Origin of the sequence: Paenibacillus sp. DCT19 (assembly GCF_003268635.1) — a bacterium.
Lineage (GTDB): Bacteria > Bacillota > Bacilli > Paenibacillales > Paenibacillaceae > Paenibacillus.
The window spans coordinates 5,595,452-5,619,168 of record NZ_CP029639.1; the positions used below are offsets into that span (position 1 = coordinate 5,595,452).

The following is a 23,717-nucleotide window of genomic DNA, read 5'->3' on the forward strand; positions in this document are numbered from 1 at the left end:
GTAGTTAGTCCATGTTATCTCTTTGGCAATTATTGATTGATCGCCAATTGTATTAGGCTCATGATAAAATATTAAAGTTTAGCTCCATCAAGAGGTTTTATACATATGTGTATCTATTATAAAATAGATTCATGCACCCTATATTTTGGAATAAAATCATTAAAAAATTTGCAGTTTTTCGAACAATATTTAAGTATGAACTTCGTATTTTCTTAACAAATTCAATTCACCCAGGAGTGTGACCTCAATGATCAAAGTACTTCTTATAGAGGATGAGAAAAATCTGGCGGACATGATCGCTTTCTTTCTAGAGGAGGAGGGGTACATAACAGAACGGGTTCATCATGCGAAGGATGCATTATTGCTTTTCCCTAAGTTTCAACCAGACATTGTGGTGACTGATCTCATGTTGCCTGAAACGGATGGCAATGATCTTGTAGATGCGTTTCGCCAGCAATCCACAGTACCTATTCTTATGATCTCTGCAAGCACGATGTTGAATGATCGACTTCGGGCTTTACATAACGGTGCGGATGATTTCCTATGTAAACCCTTCAGTCTGAAAGAGCTCGATGCTCGGATTAAGGCTCTATTACGTAGATCAGCCATTACTTATTCCGATAAACCGCTCCAAGAGGAAAAACCGGCCGATGTGGCCGGGCATGTGAGTGTCAATGAATATAGACGAACTCTGTTTGTAGATGGGCAAGAGATCGAGGTCACGCATATTGAGTTTGAAATCATGAAAGAATTATACGGTAATCCCGGCAAAGTATTTACACGGAATGAGCTCATGGATCGCATCAAAGGCTCAGAACGGGCGTATCTGGATCGTACGATTGATGTACACATATCCAGCCTACGCAAAAAGATTGAACCCGACCCCAAAAACCCTCGTTTTATTAAAACCGTTTGGGGAACAGGCTATAAATATGTTATCTAGCTTAACTATAGCTGCTTGAATCATCAAATCAAATGAATACATAGCCATTTCTTCCCCGGTCATGATCGAATGGACATGGTGGAAGGAATGGCGTTTTTATTTTCCTGCGGAGAGGTTTGAAGCCAGTGCTGAATCTCGCATACCCACTGATCTAATTGTCCGGGATGCCACAAACTAAGTTTAACTTCCCCTGAGCCCGAAATTTGCTGCAAATGCCGTTTGCGAATCAGTGATTGGAAATCAGTGATGACGAGCAATGGAATCTGCGGCATAAATGCCCGAATCGCATTGGCTGCGGATATGGCACTGGAGGCTTCCTTATAATCCACGATACAATAACGGGACTTCTCCCAGCCGTCCTGTTCATTCATTCTATCTTCTTGTTCTCGCTTGCATGTCGCCTCAGCGATCCATTGTCTTAACATTGGAATCATCACGTCATATGCAATGCTACGGCTTCCATCCGAAAGAACAGTAATGGGCTCCATAATGTTACCTCCATTAATTTCATTACCTCCATTGTGAGCTTTTTCATTTAAAAATGTTTGTGCGTGAACATGAAAGAAGTGTTAACAATCTTCGTACTTCTTTACAATATACCTTTGACGAATAAGCGTTGATTTCGCAATTTAGACACATTCATGTAAAATATAGATATACTCGTGCTCAGTCACGGTAAACTTAATGATGAATCCGGTACAGGAGGTTATGAACCGATGAATATTGTTTCCATTGAACCAACACCCAGCCCTAATACGATGATGTTGCATCTGGATGAACGTCTGGAAGACGGAATCCGCAAAACATATACGCTGGATAATGAACGCTCTGCCCCAGCCTTTATTCGCCAAATGCTTCACATTCCCGGTGTAAAAAGTGTGTTCCACACCACCGACTTTGTAGCTTTGGATCGTAAAGGTAATGCCGACTGGTCAGTGATCCTTGGCGAAGTTCAGAGCCGTCTAGGACAACAGGGTCTAGACCTGGATTGGATTGACGGTGAAGATCATTCCGGTGAACACTTTGGTGAAGCCCAAGTATTCGTACAATTTTTCCGGGGTGTGCCTATGCAGATCCGGGTAAAAGCAGGTGCAAAAGAGGAACGCGTTGGACTCTCAGATCGGTTTGTCAAAGCCGTTACTGAGGTTGCCAGTGCTACGCTGATCAAAGAACGCAAGCTGAAGGACTACGGTGTTCGTTACGGTGAACTTCCAGATATCGCTCGCGAAGTGGAACAGGAGCTTGAAGCTGCGTATCCTGCTGAACGATTGAATCAGGTCATTCAGCAAGCCATTGCGCACGGCACCAATGCCGAGGAATTCGTAGAACGTCGTCGCCAACTCGAAGGTGCTGAACTTGAAGAAGCTCTGAACAGCACTGACTGGAATGTACGCTATGCAGCGTTTGACGGCATGGAGCCAACAGCGGAGCGCTTACCTCTGGTTGCTCATGCGCTTAAGGATGAGAAAATGCAAATACGGAGATTGGCGGTTGTCTATCTCGGCGACATTCGCACAGCAGAAGCGATGGAACTGTTATATCAAGCATTACAGGATAGCTCGCCCGCTGTACGCCGTACCGCAGGAGATACGCTATCTGATATTGGTGATCCAGCTGCAACTCCAGCTATGACAGCCACGTTAACTGATAGTAGCAAGCTTGTACGCTGGCGTGCAGCTCGTTTCTTATATGAAGTTGGAACGGAAGAAGCGGAAGAAGCTCTACGCGTAGCAGCTGAAGATCCAGAATTCGAAGTAAGCCTTCAAGCGAAGATGGCCTTGGAACGCATTGAATCAGGTGAGCAAGCAGCAGGTACGGTATGGCAGCAAATGGCTGGTCGTAACAAAAAAACGGAATAGGTCAAAATGTCTCACCCAATATTTGTTATTGCACTGGGAAACATTGAGCGGTATACTGAGTCTCTGTTTAGAAAACCAAACAAAGCTTGTCATGTTTGGTTTCCAACCAATTTCATAAACATATAGATACACCTCATCCATTGATGATGAGGTAGAGGTCGCGGGTGCGATCAGTATGCTGAAGGAGGCGCTAAGGAGCCGCTTGAGATCTCAGCAGAAAGGCGCACCCGCCGAAGCTCACTGGACGCCTCCTTATTTCTGTCCAGTGTCGCTGGGGCTGTTGCCGAAAGGTGCAGAACTGTCACAGTTAGAGCACATATTGCTATGAGTACGTGTCCAGAAAGGTTAAGCTAACTTTTTTGAACAACCTCTGTAAGCAAGTATGATTTCTACTGTGTTGAGCTATCTTAACATCGGGGACAATGTGGTGCGGACTAGATATAGAGACCGCAGGCGAATGCCTGCGGTCTTTGTTATTGTTATGAATTCCTTACCTATATGAACAACATCCGTATTTATTTGAATGAAGGAGTGTTTCCATGCAAGACCGCAACAATACTACATCAACTGGATCATCACTAAAAAAAGGGCTCCGTGCCCGGCACATGACCATGATCGCTCTGGGTGGATCGATCGGTACTGGACTATTTCTTGCAAGCGGTACTGCCATCTCTACCGCTGGCCCGGGCGGCGCACTTCTTGCTTATGCAGCCGTAGGAATCATGGTGTATTTCCTCATGACAAGTCTCGGAGAGCTGGCTACATTCTTGCCTGACTCCGGTTCATTTAATACGTATGCTGCCCGCTACGTTGACCCTGCACTTGGGTTCGCCATGGGCTGGAATTTCTGGTACAACTGGGCTGTTACCATTGCCGCAGAACTTGCTGCAGCTACAGTGCTTATTAAATACTGGTTCCCGGATAGCAACTCCATGCTGTGGAGTCTGTTATTTCTGGTATTGATCTTCTCCTTAAATATTCTGTCAGTTAAGGGATACGGAGAATCGGAATACTGGTTCGCCATCATCAAGGTAGCTACCGTCATTATCTTCCTTACGGTGGGTGTACTTATGATCTTTGGTATTATGGGCGGAGAAGCTGTTGGTTTCAGCAACTTTACTGTAGGTGATGCCCCCTTCCATGGTGGATTCTTCACTGTGCTTGGTGTATTTATGGCCGCAGGATTCTCCTTCCAAGGAACGGAGCTGATCGGTGTGGCTGCCGGGGAAAGTGAAAACCCTCGTGAAAATGTACCTCGTGCGATTCGGCAAGTATTCTGGCGTATCCTTATTTTTTACATTTTGGCGATTACAGTGATCAGTCTAATCATTCCATATACACACCCGAATCTACTCAAAGGTGAGCTGAATAATATCGGTGTCAGTCCGTTTACCCTTGTGTTTGAGAAGGCCGGGCTAGCAATTGCTGCTTCCGTCATGAATGCCGTAATTTTGACTTCTGTACTGTCTGCAGGTAACTCAGGTATGTATGCCTCTAGCCGTGTACTCTACGCTCTTGCTCGGGATGGTAAAGCACCACGCTTCCTGGCACGATTGAACAAAAGAGGTATTCCTATGAACGCGCTGCTCATCACGACTGCAGTCGGAATGCTGGCCTTCCTTGCCTCCCTGTTTGGAGATGGGATCGTGTACACGTGGTTGCTCAATGCATCAGGCATGTGTGGTTTCATCACTTGGCTCGGTATTGCCATCAGTCATTATCGCTTCCGTAAAGCCTATGTTGCTCAAGGCCGAGATCTGAATGATCTACCTTACCGTGCACGCTGGTTCCCGTTTGGCCCGATCTTTGCTTTTGTATTATGCATTATCGTCATTATCGGTCAGAACTATCAAGCCTTTACAGGAGATCATATTGATTGGAGCGGCGCGCTAGTTGCATACTTAAGTGTACCGTTGTTCTTAATTTTGTGGCTCGGCTACAAGTGGATTAAGAAAACCAAAGTGGTACCTTTGCAAGAATGTGATTTCACCTCTACAACAGATTAAATTACAGACAGCTTTCCTTCCGTGCGGAGGGAAGGCTGTCTTTTGTTATATTGAGATTTGCGATCTGCAATCTCCGATTGTTCGAGCCAACTGTTTCTCCTTCGGACAAAAAAAGAACGCTTCTGCATGAAGCGTCCTCGTTCGAAATAGTGAATCCGTTCTAATTCATATTGTTAGCAAATCATAATCAGCAATTACATCGTCCATGTAATTTTCACACGCAAATCAGTGGTATCTGCCATGTTCGAAACGTAATAGGATATTGACTTCATCCCTAGCTGATATAAATCCTGTAGATCCTGAACCAAGCCTTGCTCTGTTCCCTTGTATCTGAATGTTAGCGATGTTCCGCCGTCCTTCATGACCGTTTGCACTTTTTTCTTCAAGGCAGCATGTTCCTGAATCGCATCACTCTCGTTATACAAGGCATAATCCAGGGTATGGTACAGCTTCTGATAAGCAGCTGTTTTACTGCCTCCCTCGGTAATCAGACCATGCAGCACTTCACGGTATAACGTTGAAGCCGCAGGATATTTACCATTATTCGTCCAGAAGTGATCACGCGCCATCTCCGTATCACTCAGCAAATAATAATTATAGCTGACCTTGCCTTTACGGTCAGGCGTAGGATCATCCCACGTGGTGTCCATGTGATACCATTTCCCATCCAGTTTGACCAAATTCCAAGCGTGAAGCTGGTCACCAGCCGTACCTTCGACGATACGATTCTCAATGCCCACTTGCTCTAACATGCGGTAAGCCAGCAAAGAATACCCCTGACATACGGTGCTACCCGTCACTAGTCCGTCGTATGCCGTATATTTCTTTAACGAGGTATCATAGGCGAGGTTAAGCACGATCCAGTCATGGATCACTTTAACCTTCTCGTGATTGGACATGCCTGGAACGATGATCTCCTTCAGGACGCTCGCAACTTTACGATTCACATAGTCCGTCTGTGCCTTCGTTTCCCGATAAGACAATTTAATATGTACCTCTGCCGATACATTGGAACCTTTATAATTAAATGCGTAACTCTTAACCGTATACTGAATATAAGGGTCGCTCTTCATCGCTTCGTCAATGGAGCTCTGCAACTGTTTTTTGAGGCCTTTCACATTACCCTTGTATGTAAAAACCAGTTCCTCTGTACGCTGAGACATCGCCGTTAACAACGTCTTGCGCAATTCCGCAGTCGTAGATATGTCCGTCGTGCCGGAAGCAGCATATAACTGATCCAGATCAACCGTACGCGGTAAAGCCACAGCAATCAAGCAGCTAGCTAGCAAAATGGTGATGATTCGTTTCCCATTCTTGCCCATGAAAGGATACCACCTCTCTTCGCAAAGTTCTCATGCCTCATTGTATCACAAAAGCAACTGACATCAGGCTTCTAGTTTTGTCGAAAAGAATCAAAAGAGACCTTCCACAGAAGGTCCCTCTTATCTTCAGCAAAATAAACATGATTACCGTTATTCTTATTCTATGAATTCAGCACGTACTTATGACATCTTGCTCACGTTTAATACAGACGGTTACCACTCATAAACGTGTCTGTCTTGCCTTGCAGCTTCGCAAGTCGTTCCAAAACCTGTGCAGCCTCAGCAACGGTTACCTTGCGAGCAGGCATGAAGCGGCCTTCAATGGAAGGTAACAAGCCTAGCTTCAGGCTGAGCGAAACTGCGCCTTTGTTCGTCACAGCTCCTGCATCTGCGATGTTAGGCAAGTCAGAAGGTAGCGTGTAGAAACCCGCCAATTTCTCATACCGCAAGATCCGAACGAGTAACACTGCCAGCTCTTCGCGTGTCATTTCTTCTTGGGGATTCAAATTCTTCTCCGGGTCAGATCCACCTAACCAACGTTGATCAAGCAACGTTCGAATCGCTGGATAGTAAGGACTATCAGACGTAATGTCAGCGAAAGGCTTGTCATCACTGTCTCCGCCGTAATACATATCCATACTCGGATTGATGGCTCTGGCCAGATAGTTGAACCAGTCCCCTTTTGTAATCACTCGATCTGGCAGAATACGCCCTTGATCATCAGCAATGAATACGCCGTGCTGAACCATGCTTGTAAGAGCAGTCTCTGCAACATGTCCTGCAATATCCGTAGGCTGTGTCTTGGAGGATGAATTCAAGTCTCCATACATACTTCTCCACTCACCCGTGTTGGCATCCAGTACCTCATACAGACCATAGATCGAGTTTTCACTACGTGTTGGCACGTATGCCAATTTGATTCCCATAGGGACTGCTTCCCCATTCGTCATACCATATCCACCATAACGGGAATAGGCCAGAATCAATTGAATCTCTTTAAGATAAGTTGCCTTGGCATCCTCATAACTGATAGCAGGCTTCGCATCTGTAGGTAACTGCTCTGGAGTTGCAGTTACTCTCGCATAATATTCCGTGATAGAACCATCCTTCGCCACTTGAACCTGTAGAGAATCGTCTTTTACTAAAATTCCATTCATATATCGTTTGAACAGAAACGTTCTTGTTCCATCCATTTCAATGACTGTGGACAGGCGGAACTGCTTCGCTGCATCTGGAGCAAGTGCAATAGCCGTATTGACCGCCAGCTTCTCCGCCTCTGCTTTGGTTACAGACTTACTGCTTGTCTCCTCTGTAGCTTCCGCTTCTGTCGTTCCTGGCATGATGCGCTGATACACGTTAAAACTGTAGATCTGTCCTGTCACTGCATCAACCTGTGCCGAGATATCTCTCATGAACATGTATGAAGCACTGGCATTGCGATTACTCCAGCTCAAACTCCAGACCTGACTATTAGGGCTTGCATAATAACCTTTGATCAGCTGGCTGTGGTCTAATTGATATCCTTTGGGAATGTCGAAATTCTTCTTAATTAAGCTCTCGGCTTGAGATGCATTCAATTTCTGTCCTGTATTCGGAACAAAAGCAGCTACACTTCCCTTTAAGGGTTCGTCCAGTTGCTCCGAATCGGACGTCATTTCTTCACCAGTCATCGGGTTAATTGGATTCAGCGTGTTAGCATCCAGCCCATTGCCTGAACTTTTAGGTAAATAGCCAAGGTAATACTTCTGCCCTTTGCGGGATGAGTAGCCATCTGGGGAAATATAAGCGAGCTCAACATCAAATTGCTCGTCAAATTTCTTCTTGGCCTGCTCGGCAGATAATTCCGGCTTCGATGAAGGGTAGTCGCTCTCAATGGTGCCTCGTGAGTAACCTGTAACTCTTCCCTGGTCATCAACGTTCACATAAGCTGTCTCAGCCTCTGATAACAGACCTTCATGCTTCAATTGGTAACGGTACTGATATTCGGTTCTGCCGAATAATGATTGTTGTACAGCGTATGGATAGGATTCAGAAATAGCTAAAAATGCGTCTTTCTCTAAATCTGGTATCGCTTCATATAAAAATGCTTCAGCCAACTTCTCTGCTTCGGCCTCTGTCACCTGGCTGTCTGATTCAGCACGCTGTTTGTCCAGCAGCTCCGAAGGCAGATGCACACTGAGTACCTCACCTGTGCCAGCATGTACAGTGGCGCTGAACCCCATGGAATGATTGCCTTCACGAATTCCAAAACCAATTTCCCACGCTTTATAATCTGGCGGCGGAAAAGAGTTCGGTGAATCGAAATTGGCAGATGTAATGGTTGCCTTTTGGAGCAACGGAAATAGTTTCAATATGTTATCACTGGCTTGCTTAGAGGAGATCTTAGCTCCTTCCGGCACATCACTGTTTACGACACTTAATACATCTTCCCCCGTTGAAGCTTCGGTTACCTGTTCCGCTGTTGCGGCTGACACGCTGCCTGCAAATCCTGGAGCTTGCGTTGCCAGAAGCAAGGTTGCCATTGCAGCCGTTGCTGCTTTGGCGGTCATCATTTTGAATCGAACGTGAAAACTCAAATCTGTACCTCTCCCTTCAATCTCATACATGGACACACATCAAATAACCCCGCATGAATATTGCTAGTCTTTTCTATGATACCATAAGCTTCCTTTTTAATCGTCCTTTTCCCAACAATTTTACAAATGTGAATTTTGGCAAATCATTCGCAAACGTAAGAAAAACGCCAACATCGTTGGCGTTTCACTGTTTATATATTTATAAATTAATCGTCACTAGCTGCCGCTTGGGGCTGATCTTGCACCCGAACATGCTTCTGTAGAAAAGGAATCACCGTCTCCCAGAACGCTGGATCTTCCTCTGAGCAGCTATGTCCACCACTGTTCACCCATAAATGCTCTACAGGTGGATCGGCTTTACTCATAAAATACTCAAGCTCGCTCGGAGGGATAAAATTATCTCCTTTGGAATGAACCATAAGTAGCGGTAACTGCATCCCCTTACGTCGTTCATTCAACAACATGACAGGATCGCGCTGGCGATAGGACTTGAGTGACTCTCCCAGTCGCCAGAACCAGATTCGCGGGATAAGCTGAGCCAGTGGAAATAATGGGAGACGACGCCGTCTTAGTTCGGAACTTACGATAACCTCAAATTGAGATGGCATCGAGTCTGTAATCACTGCAGAGACAGGGAGATTCTCCGTTACAGCCAGAATGGTACCTAACCCTCCAAGTGAATGTCCCAGCACCCCGATGGCTTCGGGATCAATCTCAGGTCTTGTGGACATATACTTCAACGCCGAGAGTAGATCATCACGGAATAGATAAGCTGAAGCCGCTCGAACGGCATCACTCTCTCCATGACTGCGAACGTCATACATAAATAGAGCGTATCCTGCTTCCCAGATTGGGCGTGCATAGCGGAGTACACGGGAGCGATTAGAACCCCAGCCATGCGCAATGATAACCAGCGGCCACGGCTTCGGTACATGTGCAGCAGCAGGAATAAACCAGCCATGCACTCTCCCTCCACCACTATCAAAGGTTACATCTTCAAAGGGCATAGGCGGCGTCAACGTGATCGGAATTTTTTTGGGTGTCTGGCTGTTCACCGCTGCTTTCCACAGCCCTCCTGCAGTTAAGGCAGCAAAAGCAATCATTCCCCCAACCATCGTTCTCGTTTTCACAGGCATCTCTCCTCTCCGGCTCTTAGCATACCTTCATCATAAGATAGGAATATTAACTACACATTAAGGTTCATCGGTAAAATGGATCATTCTTACCCACCCATACTTTCTTTCGTTAAACTTATAGTGCATGTTCAGAAGTGGACTTTTTGAACAACCTCTTATATTTACCCAATTTACAAATGGCTTGTCACTATACTTTTATACTAGCCGCATTTACGAATGCACGTGTACATGCCGCAATCTGCTCATGATTCCCACTTGCTAGTGCCTCTTTGGGGAGAAGCGCGCTTCCCAAGCCTACCGCTGCTGCACCTGCCGCGTAATACTCTGCTATATTGTCCAGGTTCGCGCCACCAGTCGCAAGCAGTGGAATGTGATTCAACGGCGCCTTGATCTCCCGCAAATACGGGATGCCTAGGCTTGCCATAGGGAACAGCTTCACAACCTTGGCACCTGCTTCATAGGCAGCAACGATCTCGGTGGGTGTCATTGCCCCAGGCCAGATCTCTACTCCCTGTTCTACAGCATATTCAATAACGGATAGATCGACATTGGGCGAGACCAAAAATTGTGCGCCTGCAGCAACCGCTTCTCGTGCCATCTGTACATTTAATACGGTTCCGGCTCCTACATAGGCTTGTCCTTCATGTCGCTCTCGCCAATCGGCGATAATATGATGCGCACCTGCCGTATTGAGCGTAACCTCCATTAGACGTATGCCGCCCTCAGTCATCCCTTGGCCTGCAATAACAGCCGCTTCCCGGCTAATTCCGCGTACAATCGCAACCAGCCTTGATTCTAATAATGTTTCCGTTAAATTCATATTCCTATTCCCCTCGCTCCATCAATTCGGTTGAATATAACTATTGTAAAACATATCTTCCCTTGGTTGAACTACGAAAAGGATGTGACGGAACTCCAATTTAACTTTTGGATAAAAAGAAAAACGACGATAAGCGTTTCAACTCTCCTAAGAGAGCTGTCCCGATCACCGTCGTTGGATACTAACGTTATATCGTTCCTTTATGCATTTTCTAATACACTGCCCTCATCCATCTCTCGAAAGTACTTTTCGTTATACAGCATGCTTGGATGTGTTGGATGGTAAGCCAGAGCAATCGTATTGTGTTCTTGCGCCTTTGTCCGATTACCCAACCTGTCATAACACACACACAATTGCAAATGAGGCATCCATGTCCACGCGGCTTCATTCACCGGTACGATGGGGTCAGCAGGTCGTATAGCCTGAGTCGCCTGTTCGTACCAGAACACTGCTTTGCGGTAATCCTCACGGTCGGCAAAATATCCGCCAAGACGGCAGCATATCTCTGCTCTCGGTAAGTCATAAGCGAATGATCTTAGTAACGCCACAATCTCTTGATCCGGACGTTTCCGTGCGGCTTCGCAATCGGCCATCTTTTGACATGCCGCAATCTGATCCTCAACCCAGCCTAACCCAGTATCCAGAAACTTCGTATAATAGGATACCGCATCCTCATACTGTCCATGATCTTTAAGCTCATTTCCAAAATAATATAAGTCACGCGGAGAAAAGTCTTCACCTGCCTGTTCCCGTTTGCGATAAATTTTCAGGTTGCGATCGGTATATACTTTATCTTTCTTATGTGTGACAGCCACATCACTATGCAGCAAATGCCCGCTCACTTCCAAATATTCATGCACTGCACCAATCCAGCGAAAATGACGATCCCGACGAACCAATCGATTCCGCCGTAGACTGTATGCTACCTGGCCATCTGCTGTAAATGAAAGATTATAATTCATCGTCACACTGTCCACTGCTGGATCAAGGGATCGTTTCAGGGCAATGAGCTTTGCCCGGTCTTGAGGTTCAAACACATCATCGGCATCAAGCCAGAGGATATATTCACTTGTCGCCTGATCAAAGGCAAAATTACGCGCAGCCGCAAAATCATCCACCCATTCAAAATCTATAATATGCTCTGTATACCTTGCAGCAATCTGACGGGTACGATCTGTCGAACCCGTATCGACAATAACCACTTCATCAGCAATGCCGTTAACCGAGTCCAGACAACGTGCAAGGGAATTCTCTTCATTTTTCACAATCATACATAGCGTTATCGTGATCGTCTCTTCTTCGCGTCGAACCCTCCGATTATAAGCGGCTACCCCTGGTAGTTCAGACAAACGATAGATGTGATAGGCAGGATAATACGTATCTACAAACAAGGAAAAGCCGAGTGCTTGCGCGCGAATGCAGAAGTGACGATCCTCCCCCCAGAATGAAATATTCGGAATTCGATCAAAAGTAACACCTGCCTCCAATACATTCCTGCGTATGAGCGTACATGCCCCGAGGCCACCTACTTCGTAACAGCCTGGATTGTGCAATTGCTGCAAAAAAAGCTCTGTCTGGATCGTATGATTATCGGTTTCCGTTCCCTCAGCTACCTTCACACCTCGGCGGTACAACTGATACTCATCCTGTAGCCAAACTTGGGGCATTTCCCTTGCGCCTGGTTGCCAGCGCGTCCAAAAGATATTGGATACAATCTCTTTCTCCGTAGAAACGAGTTGTTCCAGCGTTCGGGGATGTAACACCAAATCAGAATCGATCAGAAATACGGCATCATACTGGTGTTCACAGACGTGTTTCAAAATCTGATTCTTCAAGCGAGCTACTCGCCAGACTTGTTCATCCTGCCAATAGTGTCCACCCTCATCTTTGGTATATGACCCTTCCAGAAGATCCTCATCTTCATTCAACACCGCGTCAACGGTAATAATGGTACCTTCGTTTTCTTTTACAAAATCTCGAAGCATATCCGAAGAGGTCGTTTCCTCATTATCGTCCACAAATAAATAATCTGTTCTTATCGTCGTTCGCTCCAGCGTACATAAGGATTCAAGAAATTCACGAAGTACGACGGCAGTTTGGCGCACTGGACTCGCAATCAGTATGTTTGGCTTAGCCTTTCCCTTCTTCAATCTCGTTCCTCCTTCCTTATTCCAACCATGGTAGAAGTCTTGGCTCCGGATCCAAAATGGACTCATACTGTTCCTTCCACCCATATCTCGCATCCGGATCTAGTGCCTGATAACGCTCCACCTTACGAATTCGGTCTTCTTCCCGTGCCCAGCCATAATGCTTCACCCGAGGTGCATGACAAGCGTAGGAAAAATGCTGGATCGTTAGCGGGAAACGGCCGCAATGCTGAGGTGTTTCCTTCCACTCATAGTCCCATTCAGGACGATACCTAATAAGAAATGGGCGATAGTAAGCATGAGCCTGCCAATACTGATCCTCTCGGTATGAAGTCTCGCTCCACATGTCAAACAAGCGGAAGTAGATCGCATCCTCTTCTCCACTTAATAATTGATCTCGTATCACTCCAAAATCAGATGTTACTATCTCATCCGCATCCAAATTCAGAATCCACTCTGGATTGGTAGAGATGGTTGCCTCCCACTGCTGTTTCCTCAAACTGACTTCATCCGCAAACCGTGGTGTAGAATTCTCTACTAATAATAAAGGTATATCCTGGAGTATCTCCCGGCACATCGCAACCGTGCCATCTGTACTGCCATCATCAATGATGACTGCCCGATCAATCCAGGGTCGATGAGTCTCAAGCGCCTGTCTTAAATAACGCTGTTCCTCATTACGTACAATCATCGATAAGGTCATATGCGGTCTTCTGTCGTCCTGATGATCTGTCAATGCTTCACCCCCCACCCTTTAATTCTGACCATGTATGTATGCTCGTTCATTGCGTAATAGGGGCTCTATTCCTTAACAGGTTGAATCATCTATCAGATGAACCATTCATGCTGTAATCATGTTGTACGCCATTCATCATTGTTCATTGAAACCAATCGTGTCCCTATAGCTACTGTATGCGCTCAAGGAATAAAGTTATGTCAGGCTTGCTTATTTCGTATATGAGCTGTGTGTACTACGCCGTTTATGTGCTATGCGATTGGCAAGTGTATATGGCAAAAAAGCACCCGCTTGCGCGGATGCTTAGGGTATCAAAAAGTATTAATGTATGAATTCACTCATTCTTTGATTAGCGATATTGAGCCAAACGATCATTCAGACTGCGTGTCTGTCCATAGACCTCTTGGTACAATGCAAATAACCCGTCATATACAGCAACTGTTTCTGGGTTAGGATCATAGGATTTCGCAGGGCGAAGGAAAGCCGTAGCGCATGCTTGCAATGACGGGAACCAGCCACATCCATATGCGGCCAACATCGCTGCTCCCATCGCAGGACCCTGTTCGCTCTCCAGCTTCACGATTGTTGCGTTGAAGATGTCTGCCTGCATCTGCAGCCAAGCTTCATTCTTAGCACCACCGCCGATGGAGATGACTTCTGTCACGGTCTTACCAGACCCACGCAGAATATCAATTGATTCGCGAAGTGAGAACGTAATGCCTTCCATCACTGCACGCCCAAAGTGCTCCAGCTTATGCCCAGCATCCATACCAATAAAGCTGCCACGAATGTTAGCGTCAGGATGCGGTGTACGCTCCCCTACAATGTATGGCGTGAACAATAGACCCTGGCTTCCAGCCGGCACCTGGTCAATGCCCTGCAAGAGCACATCAAACGATTTGTCCGCTGCAAATGTATCCTTAAACCAAGATAAGCTATATCCTGCCGCCAAGGTTACCCCCATAATATAGAAGGCATCCTTCTCCCCATGGTTAAAAAAGTGGACTTTCCCTTCGAAATCAAGATCCTTGCGCTCTTCGTAGGACAAAATAACCCCAGATGTACCGATGCTGCACATCGTCTGCCCTTCACTCAGGATGCCAGCGCCAATCGCGCCGCAGGCATTGTCAGCACCACCTGCAAATACTTTGGTCGCTGCTGCCAGACCCGTTTGATCCGCAATCTCCGGCAACAGTGTCCCCACTTCCTCGAAGGATTCCACAAGTCGTGGACAGAGTGAGATCGGCAGTTCAAACGCTTCTGCAATCTCTTGGCTCCATTGCTTGCCCGTAACGTCAAGCAGCAACGTACCCGCCGCGTCGGAATAATCCATCGCGTAATCTCCGGTTAGGCGATAACGCACATAATCCTTCGGCAGTAGGAACACAGCAGCCTGTTTCAGGAGCTCAGGCTCGTTTTCTTGAACCCACAAGATTTTCGGTAGTGTAAATCCTTCAAGCGCACGATTCCGGGCGATGCTTAACAGCTTACCGTCAAGCACCTTCTCGATGCGGCGGCATTGTGCCGTTGTGCGTGTATCATTCCATAGGATGGCATTGCGAAGTGGCTTGCCTGCGGCATCCACCAATACAAGTCCATGCATCTGCCCGGAGAAGCTCAATCCTTCAATTTCGGAAGGCTGTACGCCAGATACCTCCAGCAATTTGCGAAGCGACACAATCGTCTGCTCTACCCAATCCTCTGGATTCTGTTCGCTGTATCCAGCCTTAGGCTGGTAGAGCGGATATGATTCAGATGCTTCAAATGCCACTTTACCTTCACGGTTAACCAGCACAGTCTTAACTGCGCTAGTACCCAGATCGACACCAATTACATAACTCATAAGTATACTCCTTTCGTTTGTAGCAGGATTGAATAAAAAAATTGGGCATGTAAGGTCACTCCGTAATCAGAAGACCCTTGGATCGCCGTTATCCCTGAATTTCCTTGATTCCCTTTTGAAAAGGGTGAAATCCCGGGATAAATGCGCACGCTTCGCTTCCTAGGGTTCTTTCTGATTACTCCGTTTCGCATGCCCTTTATACATTCATTCAAACCGTACAACGCACTCGTTTTGGGTAGCTAGGGCGCTCCAATGACATCACACCGTCATTGGTTGTGAACATTGTAAATCGTTGATTGGGCATGTATGGTCACTCCGTGGTCACAAGACCCTCCGATCGCCGTTACCCCCAGATTTTCTCATTCCCCTTGTTCAAGGGTAAACTCCGGGGATAAATGCGAGCACTTCGTTTCTACGGGTTCTTTCTGTCCACTTCGTTCGGCATGCCCTATGACCATGCTGCTCACGTTTCAAAAAAAACCGTCCCCGCCTTCCCAGAGGAAAGCGGGGACGGTTTGAATGTCACGCTTGTTCAACGTCCAGGGTGCAAGATGTCTGTCCTTGCACCGAGTAGGAAGAGGTGTTCATGCTTACTGTAAGCTCGCTTATGATTTGCTCATAGGCGACACCAATAGAGCATAAATCCCTCTTGCCCTATGACTATCTTAGTCAGCCAGGATGTATTGGTTGAGTTTTGCTCTCAGCAATTCCTGACGTCCGGATTGGTTTTTGCGTGGGTTTTCGTTGTTCAGCGCATACTCAGCAAGGGAAGCAAGTGTTGCTTTACCTCCAACTACATCTGCACCAATGCCTTCGCTGAAGCTGCTGTAACGTTTTTCGATGAAGTCATCGAAGACGCGATCTTCGATCAGTTTCGCAGCTACTTTCAGACCTTTTGCATATGTGTCCATACCAGCGATGTGTGCCAAGAACAGATCCTCAGGCTCGAAGGAACCACGACGAACTTTCGCGTCAAAGTTCACGCCACCACGGCCGATACCACCGTTTTTCAATACTTCGTACATCGTCAATGTCGCATCGTACATGTCCACTGGGAACTCGTCTGTATCCCAACCGATCAGCAGATCACCTTGGTTTGCATCCAGGGAACCGAGCATGCCGTTGATGCGTGCTACGCGGATCTCGTGATCAAACGTATGGCCTGCCAGTGTAGCGTGGTTTGCTTCAAGGTTCAGCTTGAACTGTTTGTCTAGGTCATATTTTTGCAAGAATGCGATGGAAGTAGCTGCATCGAAGTCATATTGATGCTTCGTTGGCTCTTTTGGTTTAGGCTCGATCAGGAATTGCGCGTCGAAGCCGATTTCCTTCGCATAATCAACAGCCATATGGAACATGCGAGCAATGTTGTCTTGCTCCAGTTGCATGTCTGTATTCAGCAATGTGTCGTAACCTTCACGACCACCCCAGAATACATAGTTTTCTGCACCCAGACGTTTACCAACTTCCAGACCTTTTTTGATCTGTGCTGCCGCATGAGCATACACATCAGCGTTACAAGTAGATGCTGCACCAAACATGAAACGTGGGTTGGAGAACATGTTCGCTGTGTTCCAGAGCAGCTTTTTGCCGCTAGCTTTCATATGCTCTTCCAGCAGATCAACGATCGTATCGATGTTGCTGTAGAATTCGCGCAGCGTTGCGCCTTCTGGAGCGATGTCCACATCGTGGAAACAGAAGTACGGCAGATTCATTTTTTCCATAAATTCAAAAGCCGCTTCAACGCGAACCTTCGCTTTATCCAGACCGGAGTAGCTATCCCAAGAACGAACAGCTGTCTCCGCACCAAACGGATCACTGCCGCCTGCAGTTAATGTATGCCAGTAAGCCATACCGAAACGGAAGTGCTCTTCCATCGTTTTGCCAGCAACAACTTCTTCTGGGTTATAGTGTTTAAAAGAAAATGGATTCGTGGAATCTTTACCTTCGAATGCAATTTTATTAACGGATTCAAAATAGGCCATGTGTAAAATGCCTCCTCAATAGTTTTAAAGAAATCGTTTACACCGTTATCCTATCACATCGATTTTACTTTGTCTATCCATTAAACAAAGTTAAATAAAAATGTTTTTTAGACGTTTGTTTACGCTATAATAGTCGAATAGCTTGTTACGGATATCATTGTGAACTCTTTTATCAGAGAGAATAGGAGTGCCTTGTTAATATGAAAATTACCGGAGACCAGATGCTGGTCAAAAAAATAAATAAATCGATTGTCCTTGATACCATTAGACGTCATGCCCCCTCTCTCGTGCGCGAGTGTCTGAGGTGACAGGGCTTAACAAAGCTACAGTCTCTAATCTGGTCGCTGATTTAATCAATGACGAGTTGGTTCAGGAGATCGGCCCCGGGGAGTCAAGTGGCGGACGCAAACCACTGATGCTACTCTTTCGAGGCGCAGCCGGCTATGCGGTTGGCTTGGAACTCAGTGTCACACATTTGAAAGGTGTACTTACGGATCTGGAAGGCCATATTATTACTGAATATGCAGTGCAATTGGAGCATCATGATGTGTCGTCCGTATTTGAACAGTTGACGCTTGCGGCTGATCATTTAATTCAAACTGCACCGCCTTCACCACATGGTGTAATTGGCATTGGCATTGGTGTACCGGGCATGGTCGATGAGGAAGGTACTGTGCTGTACGCACCCAATTTACAGTGGGAGAAAGTTCCTCTACGCGCTATGTTAGAGGAAGCATTTCAACTACCTGTCACGATCGATAACGAGGCCAATGCTGGCGCTCATGGCGAACTGAATTTTGGCGCAGGTATCGGTGTCCGGCATCTAATCTACATCAGCGCAGGCATTGGAATTGGATCAGGCATTATGGTAGATGGCGAATTGTACAAAGGCGCTTGGGGTTACGCCGGAGAAACCGGTCATATGTCTATTGAATCCGAGGGCAGACCTTGTTCATGTGGCAATCGCGGCTGCTGGGAGTTATACGCTTCCGAGAGAGCCTATGAACATCCCGATGATCAACTGCATCTGCCTGCCCACACAACCAAAGAATTGATTGAATATGCCGCTGAGGGGCATGAGGCTGTATTGGCACTATACGAAGGCATCGGCCGTAAATTAGGCATTGGCATCACCAATATCGTCAATAGCTTCAATCCAGAGCGTATCATTATTGGTGGAGGATTATCCAAAGCACGACCATGGATTGAAACGGCATTAAGACAAGTTGTTGAGGAGCGAACACTACCCTATCATCGCCGCAGTTTGCAGATTGAATGGGCTGCTCTAGGTAGCCGTTCAACACGAGTTGGTGCTGCTTACTCCGCTATTTCCCAATTTTTAGGGAGAATCAGAGTATCCGTTTAATAACTAATGAAATTGACATCATTTTGCCCCATTTCCTCCCTTTTTGTTAAAGAAATCCAGAGGTATAATGAATATATGTGATTTTTGTCATGGCGACATGTACGTCGTTGTGTTATTCCCTATAACGAAACGGAGTGAACACCTGTGACCTACGTAGATACTTCAGATATCTCGGCGCAAATGTTTGTCACCGTACTCCTGTTCCTGATCGTGCTTGCGCCAATGTTCAGCCTTGGCATCCTCCGATTGTTTCAGAGCAAAAAGAAGGCTGGTTTCATGTACATGCTGTCAGGCTTAGTGGTGTATGTAATATTTCAGACCTTTATGAGTATTTTTTTCTAGACGTAACAACTGGAATAGATGAAAAAATCCCCTTTGCAGTACTGTACAGAGTTCATGTGGCTACACACTCTGAAGTACGGATCAAAGGGGATTTTTCAGGTTTTTATTTATTTACATTTTGAAATTTCATTACAGAGCTGTGACACAATCACTTTCGAGCGGAGTTTTCTTGAGCACGTTCTTCCATCATGTCCACAATGTCCTTAATCTGTCCCATAACTGAAATTGGATCGGAGAAGTAAAATTTATAACCGTCAATTTCGTACAATTCATTGTTTTTGACCGCATCTAACGTCTTCCATACTGGATCGCTGGCATAGTCGAATGATTCCGCCTTAGCGTCCACGGCCATAAATACACGATCACCTGCATAAGTACTAACAACCTCGTTTGAGATGGTAGCCCATCCTACTTTGGGATCAACCTCTCGTTTTACATTCTCATTCATGGGAATACCTAATTCACCGTGGATACCTCTGCCCGTAAATGCATTACCGTATAAAGTAATATTCTTGACAATTCCTCCAGCGAATACCGTTGCCGTCTCATCTTCCTTAATAATTCGGTTCAAGCGTTCTCTGGCTGCTGCCAAATTTTCCTCAAACTCCACCAACCACGCCGAAGCTTCAGCTTCTTTGCCCAAAATGATTCCAAGTTCCTTCACCTGATCACGAACCGGAGCCGAACTGTCAAGATATACGGTTGGTGCAATTTTTGAGTAAGCACTATACGTCTGGGCATCTCCAGTAACGATTAAGTCTGGATTCAGACCCGTAATCATCTCTAAATTATCCGAAATATCCTCAATCCCTGAAACTCGTTCCTCCAGGTAAGGATTTTGCATAAATAAACCATTACTACCCACAGGCTTCACATCCAAAGCCAGAATGTGACCCAAAAAGAAATCCGTTACGACACGCTTTGGATTAGAAGGCACCTCAACTTCACCCATCGAGGTATGAACCATACGTGTTATCGCTTGATCCGTCCCATTTGTAGTATTCTCACTTGAATTATTCGTCTGCGTAGTTGGAGCTTGCGATTGAGCTGTACTTCCTTCTCCGGTTGAAGCCCCCATACTTCCTGAAGAGCTTCCGCTACATGCACTTAACAGCAACCCAAAAGCCATGAGCAACGCCATGGGTACTCTCTTTATACGATTAATCATTTCGTCAGACCCTCCATCTAAATATTGATAATAATTATCATTATCATAAAAAGGAATATAACATGGGTCTGAAATGCCAACAATGTGATTTCTTCCTCCGAAGGATATAATATCTTCCTCCATGATGTGTTTACGGTACTTTTGTGGAGAGATTCCATAATATTTTTTGAAGGCATTACTGAAATAATATGAATCCTGATATCCAATAGTGGATGCAATCATGCGTATTGGAAGCTTGCTTTCTGTCAAAAGCGTGCACGCTTTTTGCATACGCAAACGGATTAAGCAGTCAATTGGCCCCCGATTCAGCACCTGCTTGAAACAATTTGAGAGATGTCCCGGACTACGCCCCATTACCTCAGACAAAGAATCCAGCGTATGGGGTTTGGCGTAATTCTCCAACATATACTCCAAAGTCAGTGTGACTAGCTCGATAGGATTGGCCGTTTTTACAACTGCAAGCTGTGAATGAAATTGATCCACCATGTGATATATCCACTGGTAGAACAATGCTTTAATCTGAAATGTAATTGACGGCTCTTGCCCTTGCTGCTGTAATTCCAGCATTCGGTCTGTAAGGTCATACAACAACATGGGTTGAGCTGGGATGACACGATATGTAATGTGCGTTGGATATCTACTTTTGTCCCAAATTAATGGCGCATCGCTTTCCTTTGCCGCACACTCTGCTTGGTACGAGATAAAAATATACTCCGCTCCCTCTGAGCCTGCGTGAACCTCAATATAGCTTTTGGCAGGCACATGCATAATCTCAAATGAGTTCATAGAATATGTCTTCTGATTGAGCACCACTAACACACTGCCTTTTCTAACACCCAAAAAATAGCTGGAGTGCATCCGATTTTGCACGCGTTCACCCTTTACAAGCTGCGCCTTTCTCACCATGATATCTTGTAATCTCACCTGTTCCCAGAAGCGAAAATGCTCCTGTTGATCGATGTCCATACTGTCTACTCACCTCCCTGCTAGCAACTTGATCTATGAAAAAGCATATCGTACTTCTGTCTATTCAACAATTATGAGGATGCTAAATTACGTTAACCCAACGAAAAAAAGACCTTAATCCTAATCTGGACTAAGGCCTCTTTCATATTTATATTCAAACGGCTCGCGCGAACCGGAATAGCTATAGATTATCTTAATTCTTTCACTATTGGTGCTCAGACGATTCGTCCGATTTATGCGTCCAATGCTTTAGCGAATTGTGTTTTGTTCATTCCCAGGATGCGATGTTCGCCGATAACAGTCAAAGGTACAGCACGTACGCCCATGTCCCATACTTGTTGTGCGAATTCATCGCTAGTTTCGATGTTGCGCTCTTCATAAGCGATACCTTTGTCAGCCAAGAAACTTTTCACTGATTTGCAGTTCGGACAGTTTGTTGATGTGTATACAATTACGTTTTCCATGATCTATTCACCTCATATAGTTTAGTTATTTTATATTTGTAGATATAGCAACCTTGCTTCGTACAGTGAACTCTTACAGAGAAACTGCCGTGTGCTCCAAGCTCTCGATATATTTCTCTGTATCCATAGCCGCCATACATCCACTACCTGCTGCTGTAATTGCCTGTTTGTAACGCGTATCCTGTACGTCTCCACAAGCGAATACACCTGGGATGTTCGTCTCGGATGTGCCTGGTGTCGTCAAAATATAACCATGCTCGTCAGTCGTAATCTGTCCACCCAAGAAGCCTGTGTTAGGCGTATGACCAATCGCTACGAATACACCGCTCGCAGGAAGCACTTCTTCTTCACCTGTTGCGTTGTTCAACACTTTCAGTCCAGTTACACCGTTCTCACCAGCAAGCACTTCAATTGGAGTGCGATTCAAAGCCATCTCTACTTTTTCGTTGCTGCGTGCACGATCCTGCATGATTTTGGAACCACGCAGTTCTTCACGACGGTGTACCAACGTTACTTTGGAGCCAAAACGGGACAGGAAGCTTGCTTCTTCAAGCGCGGAATCACCGCCACCAATAACGATAATTTCTTTGTTACGGAAGAAGAATCCGTCACATGTTGCACAAGTACTTACACCACGTCCAACGTTGGTTTCTTCACCAGGAATGCCGAGATATTTAGCTGATGCACCTGTAGACAAGATCAGTGTTTCCGATACGAGTTCACCCATACCTTCAACTTGAATTTTGAATGGACGCTCGCTCATGTCGATGTTATTAACCCAGCCTGTGCGGAATTCTGCACCGAAACGTTCTGCTTGTTTACGCATGTTATCCATCAATTCAGGACCCATAATTCCGTCAGGGAAACCTGGGAAGTTTTCAACTTCTGTTGTTGTTGTCAGTTGACCACCAGGTTGTGGTCCTTCAATAACGAGTGGGCTCAGGTTGGCACGTGCCAGATAGATTGCTGCTGTCAGTCCCGCAGGACCAGTTCCAATAATAATTGATTTATACATGTATAGTTCCTCCCCCGGTTTCTACAAAAAGGTTCGACTCTCCAGCATCAAAAGCAAACGCCTTTGCATACACTAAAAATGAGAGCCCAGATCATGTCCATATGACTGGAGTGTTATGACAATTGCCCTATGCAGAAACGGAATTCTAATTTATAATCATTCTAATCTGTTGTTCATTATGATCTCTTTTGTGTAAGGTGTCAATGCTCTGCAGCGATTATGAAGAAGTCTTCATCAGGAGGGAAAATAGAAGCATGAACGAAGCACTCATTGGCAGCTTTATTTCAGCCATGTCCACCGGCCTTGGTGCCATACCGATTTTATTTATGCGCAAAGTAACACATCGACTCCGTGATATTTTGCTTGCCTACGCAGCAGGTATTATGACCTCTGCCTCCGTGTACAATCTCATTCCCGAAGCACTCGGTCAATCGAACCTTTTTGTACTGGCTGTTGGTATTTTGCTCGGTAGTATGGTTCTACTCGTATTAGAGATGAAGATTCCGCATGTGGATCTGGAGAATCCCGAGAAGATGCCATTCAAAATTGAAGCGAAAGCCTTCATGATTATCGCAGCCATTACAATGCATAACTTGCCGGAAGGACTATCCGTTGGTGTTAGTTACGCCAGTGACGATGCCAGTTTAGGTAACCTGATTGCGCTGTCCATTGGGTTGCAAAATGCACCTGAAGGTTTCCTGGTCGCGCTTTTCCTCGTTAACCAGAACATTGGTCGCTTCAAAGCCCTAGGCATTGCTACACTCACGGGAGCCGTTGAGATTATTACAGCAATGATCGGATACACGCTTAGCAGCCTGGTTGAGGGTCTTGTACCGTATGGTCTGGCATTTGCAGCAGGAGCAATGATGTTTATCGTCTACAAAGAGTTAATTCCCGAAAGCCACGGGGATGGCAACGCACGAGTGGCAACCGTCTCATTCCTACTCGGTCTTATCACCATGATTGGTCTGACTGAACTTTTCTAGTTCGACACACAACAAATGTCATAACGTATAACGTATATAT

General features: G+C 45.8%; 18 protein-coding genes, 1 pseudogene and 1 riboswitch. Of the genes and pseudogenes, 6 read left to right on the plus strand and 13 right to left on the minus strand.

Going from position 1 to position 23,717, the window contains the following annotated elements; genetic code table 11:
- Window positions 1–247: 247 nt before the first annotated feature.
- Window positions 248–943 (plus strand): response regulator transcription factor, encoded by a 696-nt coding sequence (locus DMB88_RS25520; RefSeq protein ID WP_128103575.1) that lies wholly within the window; start codon window positions 248–250, stop codon window positions 941–943.
- Window positions 944–1,002: 59 nt separating this feature from the next.
- Here the strand turns inward: DMB88_RS25520 and DMB88_RS25525 are convergent, their stop codons facing one another.
- On the minus strand, window positions 1,003–1,431 hold the full coding sequence (locus DMB88_RS25525) for a hypothetical protein (protein ID WP_128103576.1): 429 nt from the start codon (window positions 1,429–1,431) through the stop codon (window positions 1,003–1,005).
- Between the two features lie 228 nt (window positions 1,432–1,659).
- On the opposite strand from DMB88_RS25525, the gene DMB88_RS25530 reads away from it, so the two are divergent.
- Entirely contained in the window at window positions 1,660–2,802 is a 1,143-nt protein-coding gene (locus tag DMB88_RS25530; RefSeq protein WP_128103577.1) for a virulence factor, read from the plus strand.
- A 144-nt stretch (window positions 2,803–2,946) separates the two neighbouring features.
- Window positions 2,947–3,215: riboswitch (Lysine riboswitch) on the plus strand.
- Between the two features lie 126 nt (window positions 3,216–3,341).
- A complete protein-coding gene (locus tag DMB88_RS25535) occupies window positions 3,342–4,808 on the plus strand; it encodes an amino acid permease (protein WP_128103578.1) in 1,467 nt (488 codons plus the stop codon).
- On the opposite strand, the gene DMB88_RS31805 is transcribed toward DMB88_RS25535, so the two are convergent.
- The 9 genes from DMB88_RS31805 to xylA form a co-directional block, all read right to left on the minus strand.
- Complete coding sequence (locus DMB88_RS31805) at window positions 4,805–4,936, minus strand: hypothetical protein (protein WP_302476277.1); 132 nt, start codon at window positions 4,934–4,936, stop codon at window positions 4,805–4,807. The genes DMB88_RS25535 and DMB88_RS31805 overlap by 4 nt on opposite strands.
- A 66-nt stretch (window positions 4,937–5,002) precedes the next feature.
- A complete protein-coding gene (locus DMB88_RS25540; protein WP_128103579.1) occupies window positions 5,003–6,130 on the minus strand; it encodes a transglutaminase domain-containing protein in 1,128 nt (375 codons plus the stop codon).
- Window positions 6,131–6,330: 200 nt separating this feature from the next.
- On the minus strand, window positions 6,331–8,706 hold the full coding sequence (locus tag DMB88_RS25545; RefSeq protein ID WP_164848789.1) for an S-layer homology domain-containing protein: 2,376 nt from the start codon (window positions 8,704–8,706) through the stop codon (window positions 6,331–6,333).
- 206 nt (window positions 8,707–8,912) lie between these two features.
- Window positions 8,913–9,836, minus strand: coding sequence for an alpha/beta hydrolase (locus DMB88_RS25550; protein WP_254438341.1), 924 nt, complete (start codon window positions 9,834–9,836; stop codon window positions 8,913–8,915).
- 193 nt (window positions 9,837–10,029) lie between these two features.
- Window positions 10,030–10,662, minus strand: coding sequence for a bifunctional 4-hydroxy-2-oxoglutarate aldolase/2-dehydro-3-deoxy-phosphogluconate aldolase (locus DMB88_RS25555; RefSeq protein WP_128103581.1), 633 nt, complete (start codon window positions 10,660–10,662; stop codon window positions 10,030–10,032).
- A 200-nt stretch (window positions 10,663–10,862) separates the two neighbouring features.
- On the minus strand, window positions 10,863–12,812 hold the full coding sequence (locus DMB88_RS25560) for a glycosyltransferase (RefSeq protein WP_254438342.1): 1,950 nt from the start codon (window positions 12,810–12,812) through the stop codon (window positions 10,863–10,865).
- A 16-nt stretch (window positions 12,813–12,828) separates the two neighbouring features.
- The gene (locus DMB88_RS25565) at window positions 12,829–13,545 is read right to left on the minus strand and encodes a glycosyltransferase family 2 protein (protein WP_254438343.1); all 717 of its coding nucleotides are present in this window, start codon (window positions 13,543–13,545) and stop codon (window positions 12,829–12,831) included.
- Between the two features lie 349 nt (window positions 13,546–13,894).
- Window positions 13,895–15,388, minus strand: a complete 1,494-nt coding sequence (gene xylB, locus DMB88_RS25570) for a xylulokinase (RefSeq protein ID WP_128103583.1) — start codon at window positions 15,386–15,388, stop codon at window positions 13,895–13,897.
- A gap of 665 nt (window positions 15,389–16,053) precedes the next feature.
- The gene (gene xylA / locus DMB88_RS25575; RefSeq protein WP_128103584.1) at window positions 16,054–17,370 is read right to left on the minus strand and encodes a xylose isomerase; all 1,317 of its coding nucleotides are present in this window, start codon (window positions 17,368–17,370) and stop codon (window positions 16,054–16,056) included.
- Between the two features lie 200 nt (window positions 17,371–17,570).
- On the opposite strand from xylA, the pseudogene DMB88_RS25580 reads away from it, so the two are divergent.
- Window positions 17,571–18,736 (plus strand): annotated as a pseudogene (locus DMB88_RS25580) (ROK family protein).
- Window positions 18,737–18,880: 144 nt separating this feature from the next.
- Window positions 18,881–19,078, plus strand: coding sequence for a hypothetical protein (locus DMB88_RS25585; RefSeq protein ID WP_056693310.1), 198 nt, complete (start codon window positions 18,881–18,883; stop codon window positions 19,076–19,078).
- A gap of 148 nt (window positions 19,079–19,226) precedes the next feature.
- Here DMB88_RS25585 and DMB88_RS25590 read toward each other — a convergent pair whose 3' ends face one another.
- From DMB88_RS25590 to trxB, 3 genes are all read right to left on the minus strand, one after another.
- Window positions 19,227–21,212: an AraC family transcriptional regulator gene (locus tag DMB88_RS25590; RefSeq protein WP_128103585.1), complete on the minus strand. Its 1,986-nt coding sequence runs from the start codon at window positions 21,210–21,212 to the stop codon at window positions 19,227–19,229.
- 233 nt (window positions 21,213–21,445) lie between these two features.
- Window positions 21,446–21,676 (minus strand): glutaredoxin family protein, encoded by a 231-nt coding sequence (locus DMB88_RS25595; RefSeq protein WP_056693307.1) that lies wholly within the window; start codon window positions 21,674–21,676, stop codon window positions 21,446–21,448.
- 73 nt (window positions 21,677–21,749) lie between these two features.
- On the minus strand, window positions 21,750–22,691 hold the full coding sequence (trxB, locus tag DMB88_RS25600; RefSeq protein WP_128103586.1) for a thioredoxin-disulfide reductase: 942 nt from the start codon (window positions 22,689–22,691) through the stop codon (window positions 21,750–21,752).
- A 254-nt stretch (window positions 22,692–22,945) separates the two neighbouring features.
- Here trxB and DMB88_RS25605 point away from each other — a divergent pair, with 254 nt between their 5' ends.
- A complete protein-coding gene (locus DMB88_RS25605) occupies window positions 22,946–23,677 on the plus strand; it encodes a ZIP family metal transporter (protein WP_128103587.1) in 732 nt (243 codons plus the stop codon).
- Window positions 23,678–23,717: the final 40 nt, after the last annotated feature.

What these genes read in the sequence shown, in the direction of transcription:
- DMB88_RS25520 (WP_128103575.1), top strand. Translation starts at nt 248, where the DNA reads ATGATCAAAGTACTTCTTATAGAGGATGAGAAAAATCTGGCGGACATG.
- DMB88_RS25525 (WP_128103576.1), bottom strand. Translation starts at nt 1,431, where the DNA reads ATGGAGCCCATTACTGTTCTTTCGGATGGAAGCCGTAGCATTGCATAT.
- DMB88_RS25530 (WP_128103577.1), top strand. Translation starts at nt 1,660, where the DNA reads ATGAATATTGTTTCCATTGAACCAACACCCAGCCCTAATACGATGATG.
- DMB88_RS25535 (WP_128103578.1), top strand. Translation starts at nt 3,342, where the DNA reads ATGCAAGACCGCAACAATACTACATCAACTGGATCATCACTAAAAAAA.
- DMB88_RS31805 (WP_302476277.1), bottom strand. Translation starts at nt 4,936, where the DNA reads ATGCAGAAGCGTTCTTTTTTTGTCCGAAGGAGAAACAGTTGGCTCGAA.
- DMB88_RS25540 (WP_128103579.1), bottom strand. Translation starts at nt 6,130, where the DNA reads ATGGGCAAGAATGGGAAACGAATCATCACCATTTTGCTAGCTAGCTGC.
- DMB88_RS25555 (WP_128103581.1), bottom strand. Translation starts at nt 10,662, where the DNA reads ATGAATTTAACGGAAACATTATTAGAATCAAGGCTGGTTGCGATTGTA.
- xylB (WP_128103583.1), bottom strand. Translation starts at nt 15,388, where the DNA reads ATGAGTTATGTAATTGGTGTCGATCTGGGTACTAGCGCAGTTAAGACT.
- xylA (WP_128103584.1), bottom strand. Translation starts at nt 17,370, where the DNA reads ATGGCCTATTTTGAATCCGTTAATAAAATTGCATTCGAAGGTAAAGAT.
- DMB88_RS25590 (WP_128103585.1), bottom strand. Translation starts at nt 21,212, where the DNA reads ATGGACATCGATCAACAGGAGCATTTTCGCTTCTGGGAACAGGTGAGA.
- DMB88_RS25595 (WP_056693307.1), bottom strand. Translation starts at nt 21,676, where the DNA reads ATGGAAAACGTAATTGTATACACATCAACAAACTGTCCGAACTGCAAA.
- trxB (WP_128103586.1), bottom strand. Translation starts at nt 22,691, where the DNA reads ATGTATAAATCAATTATTATTGGAACTGGTCCTGCGGGACTGACAGCA.
- DMB88_RS25605 (WP_128103587.1), top strand. Translation starts at nt 22,946, where the DNA reads ATGAACGAAGCACTCATTGGCAGCTTTATTTCAGCCATGTCCACCGGC.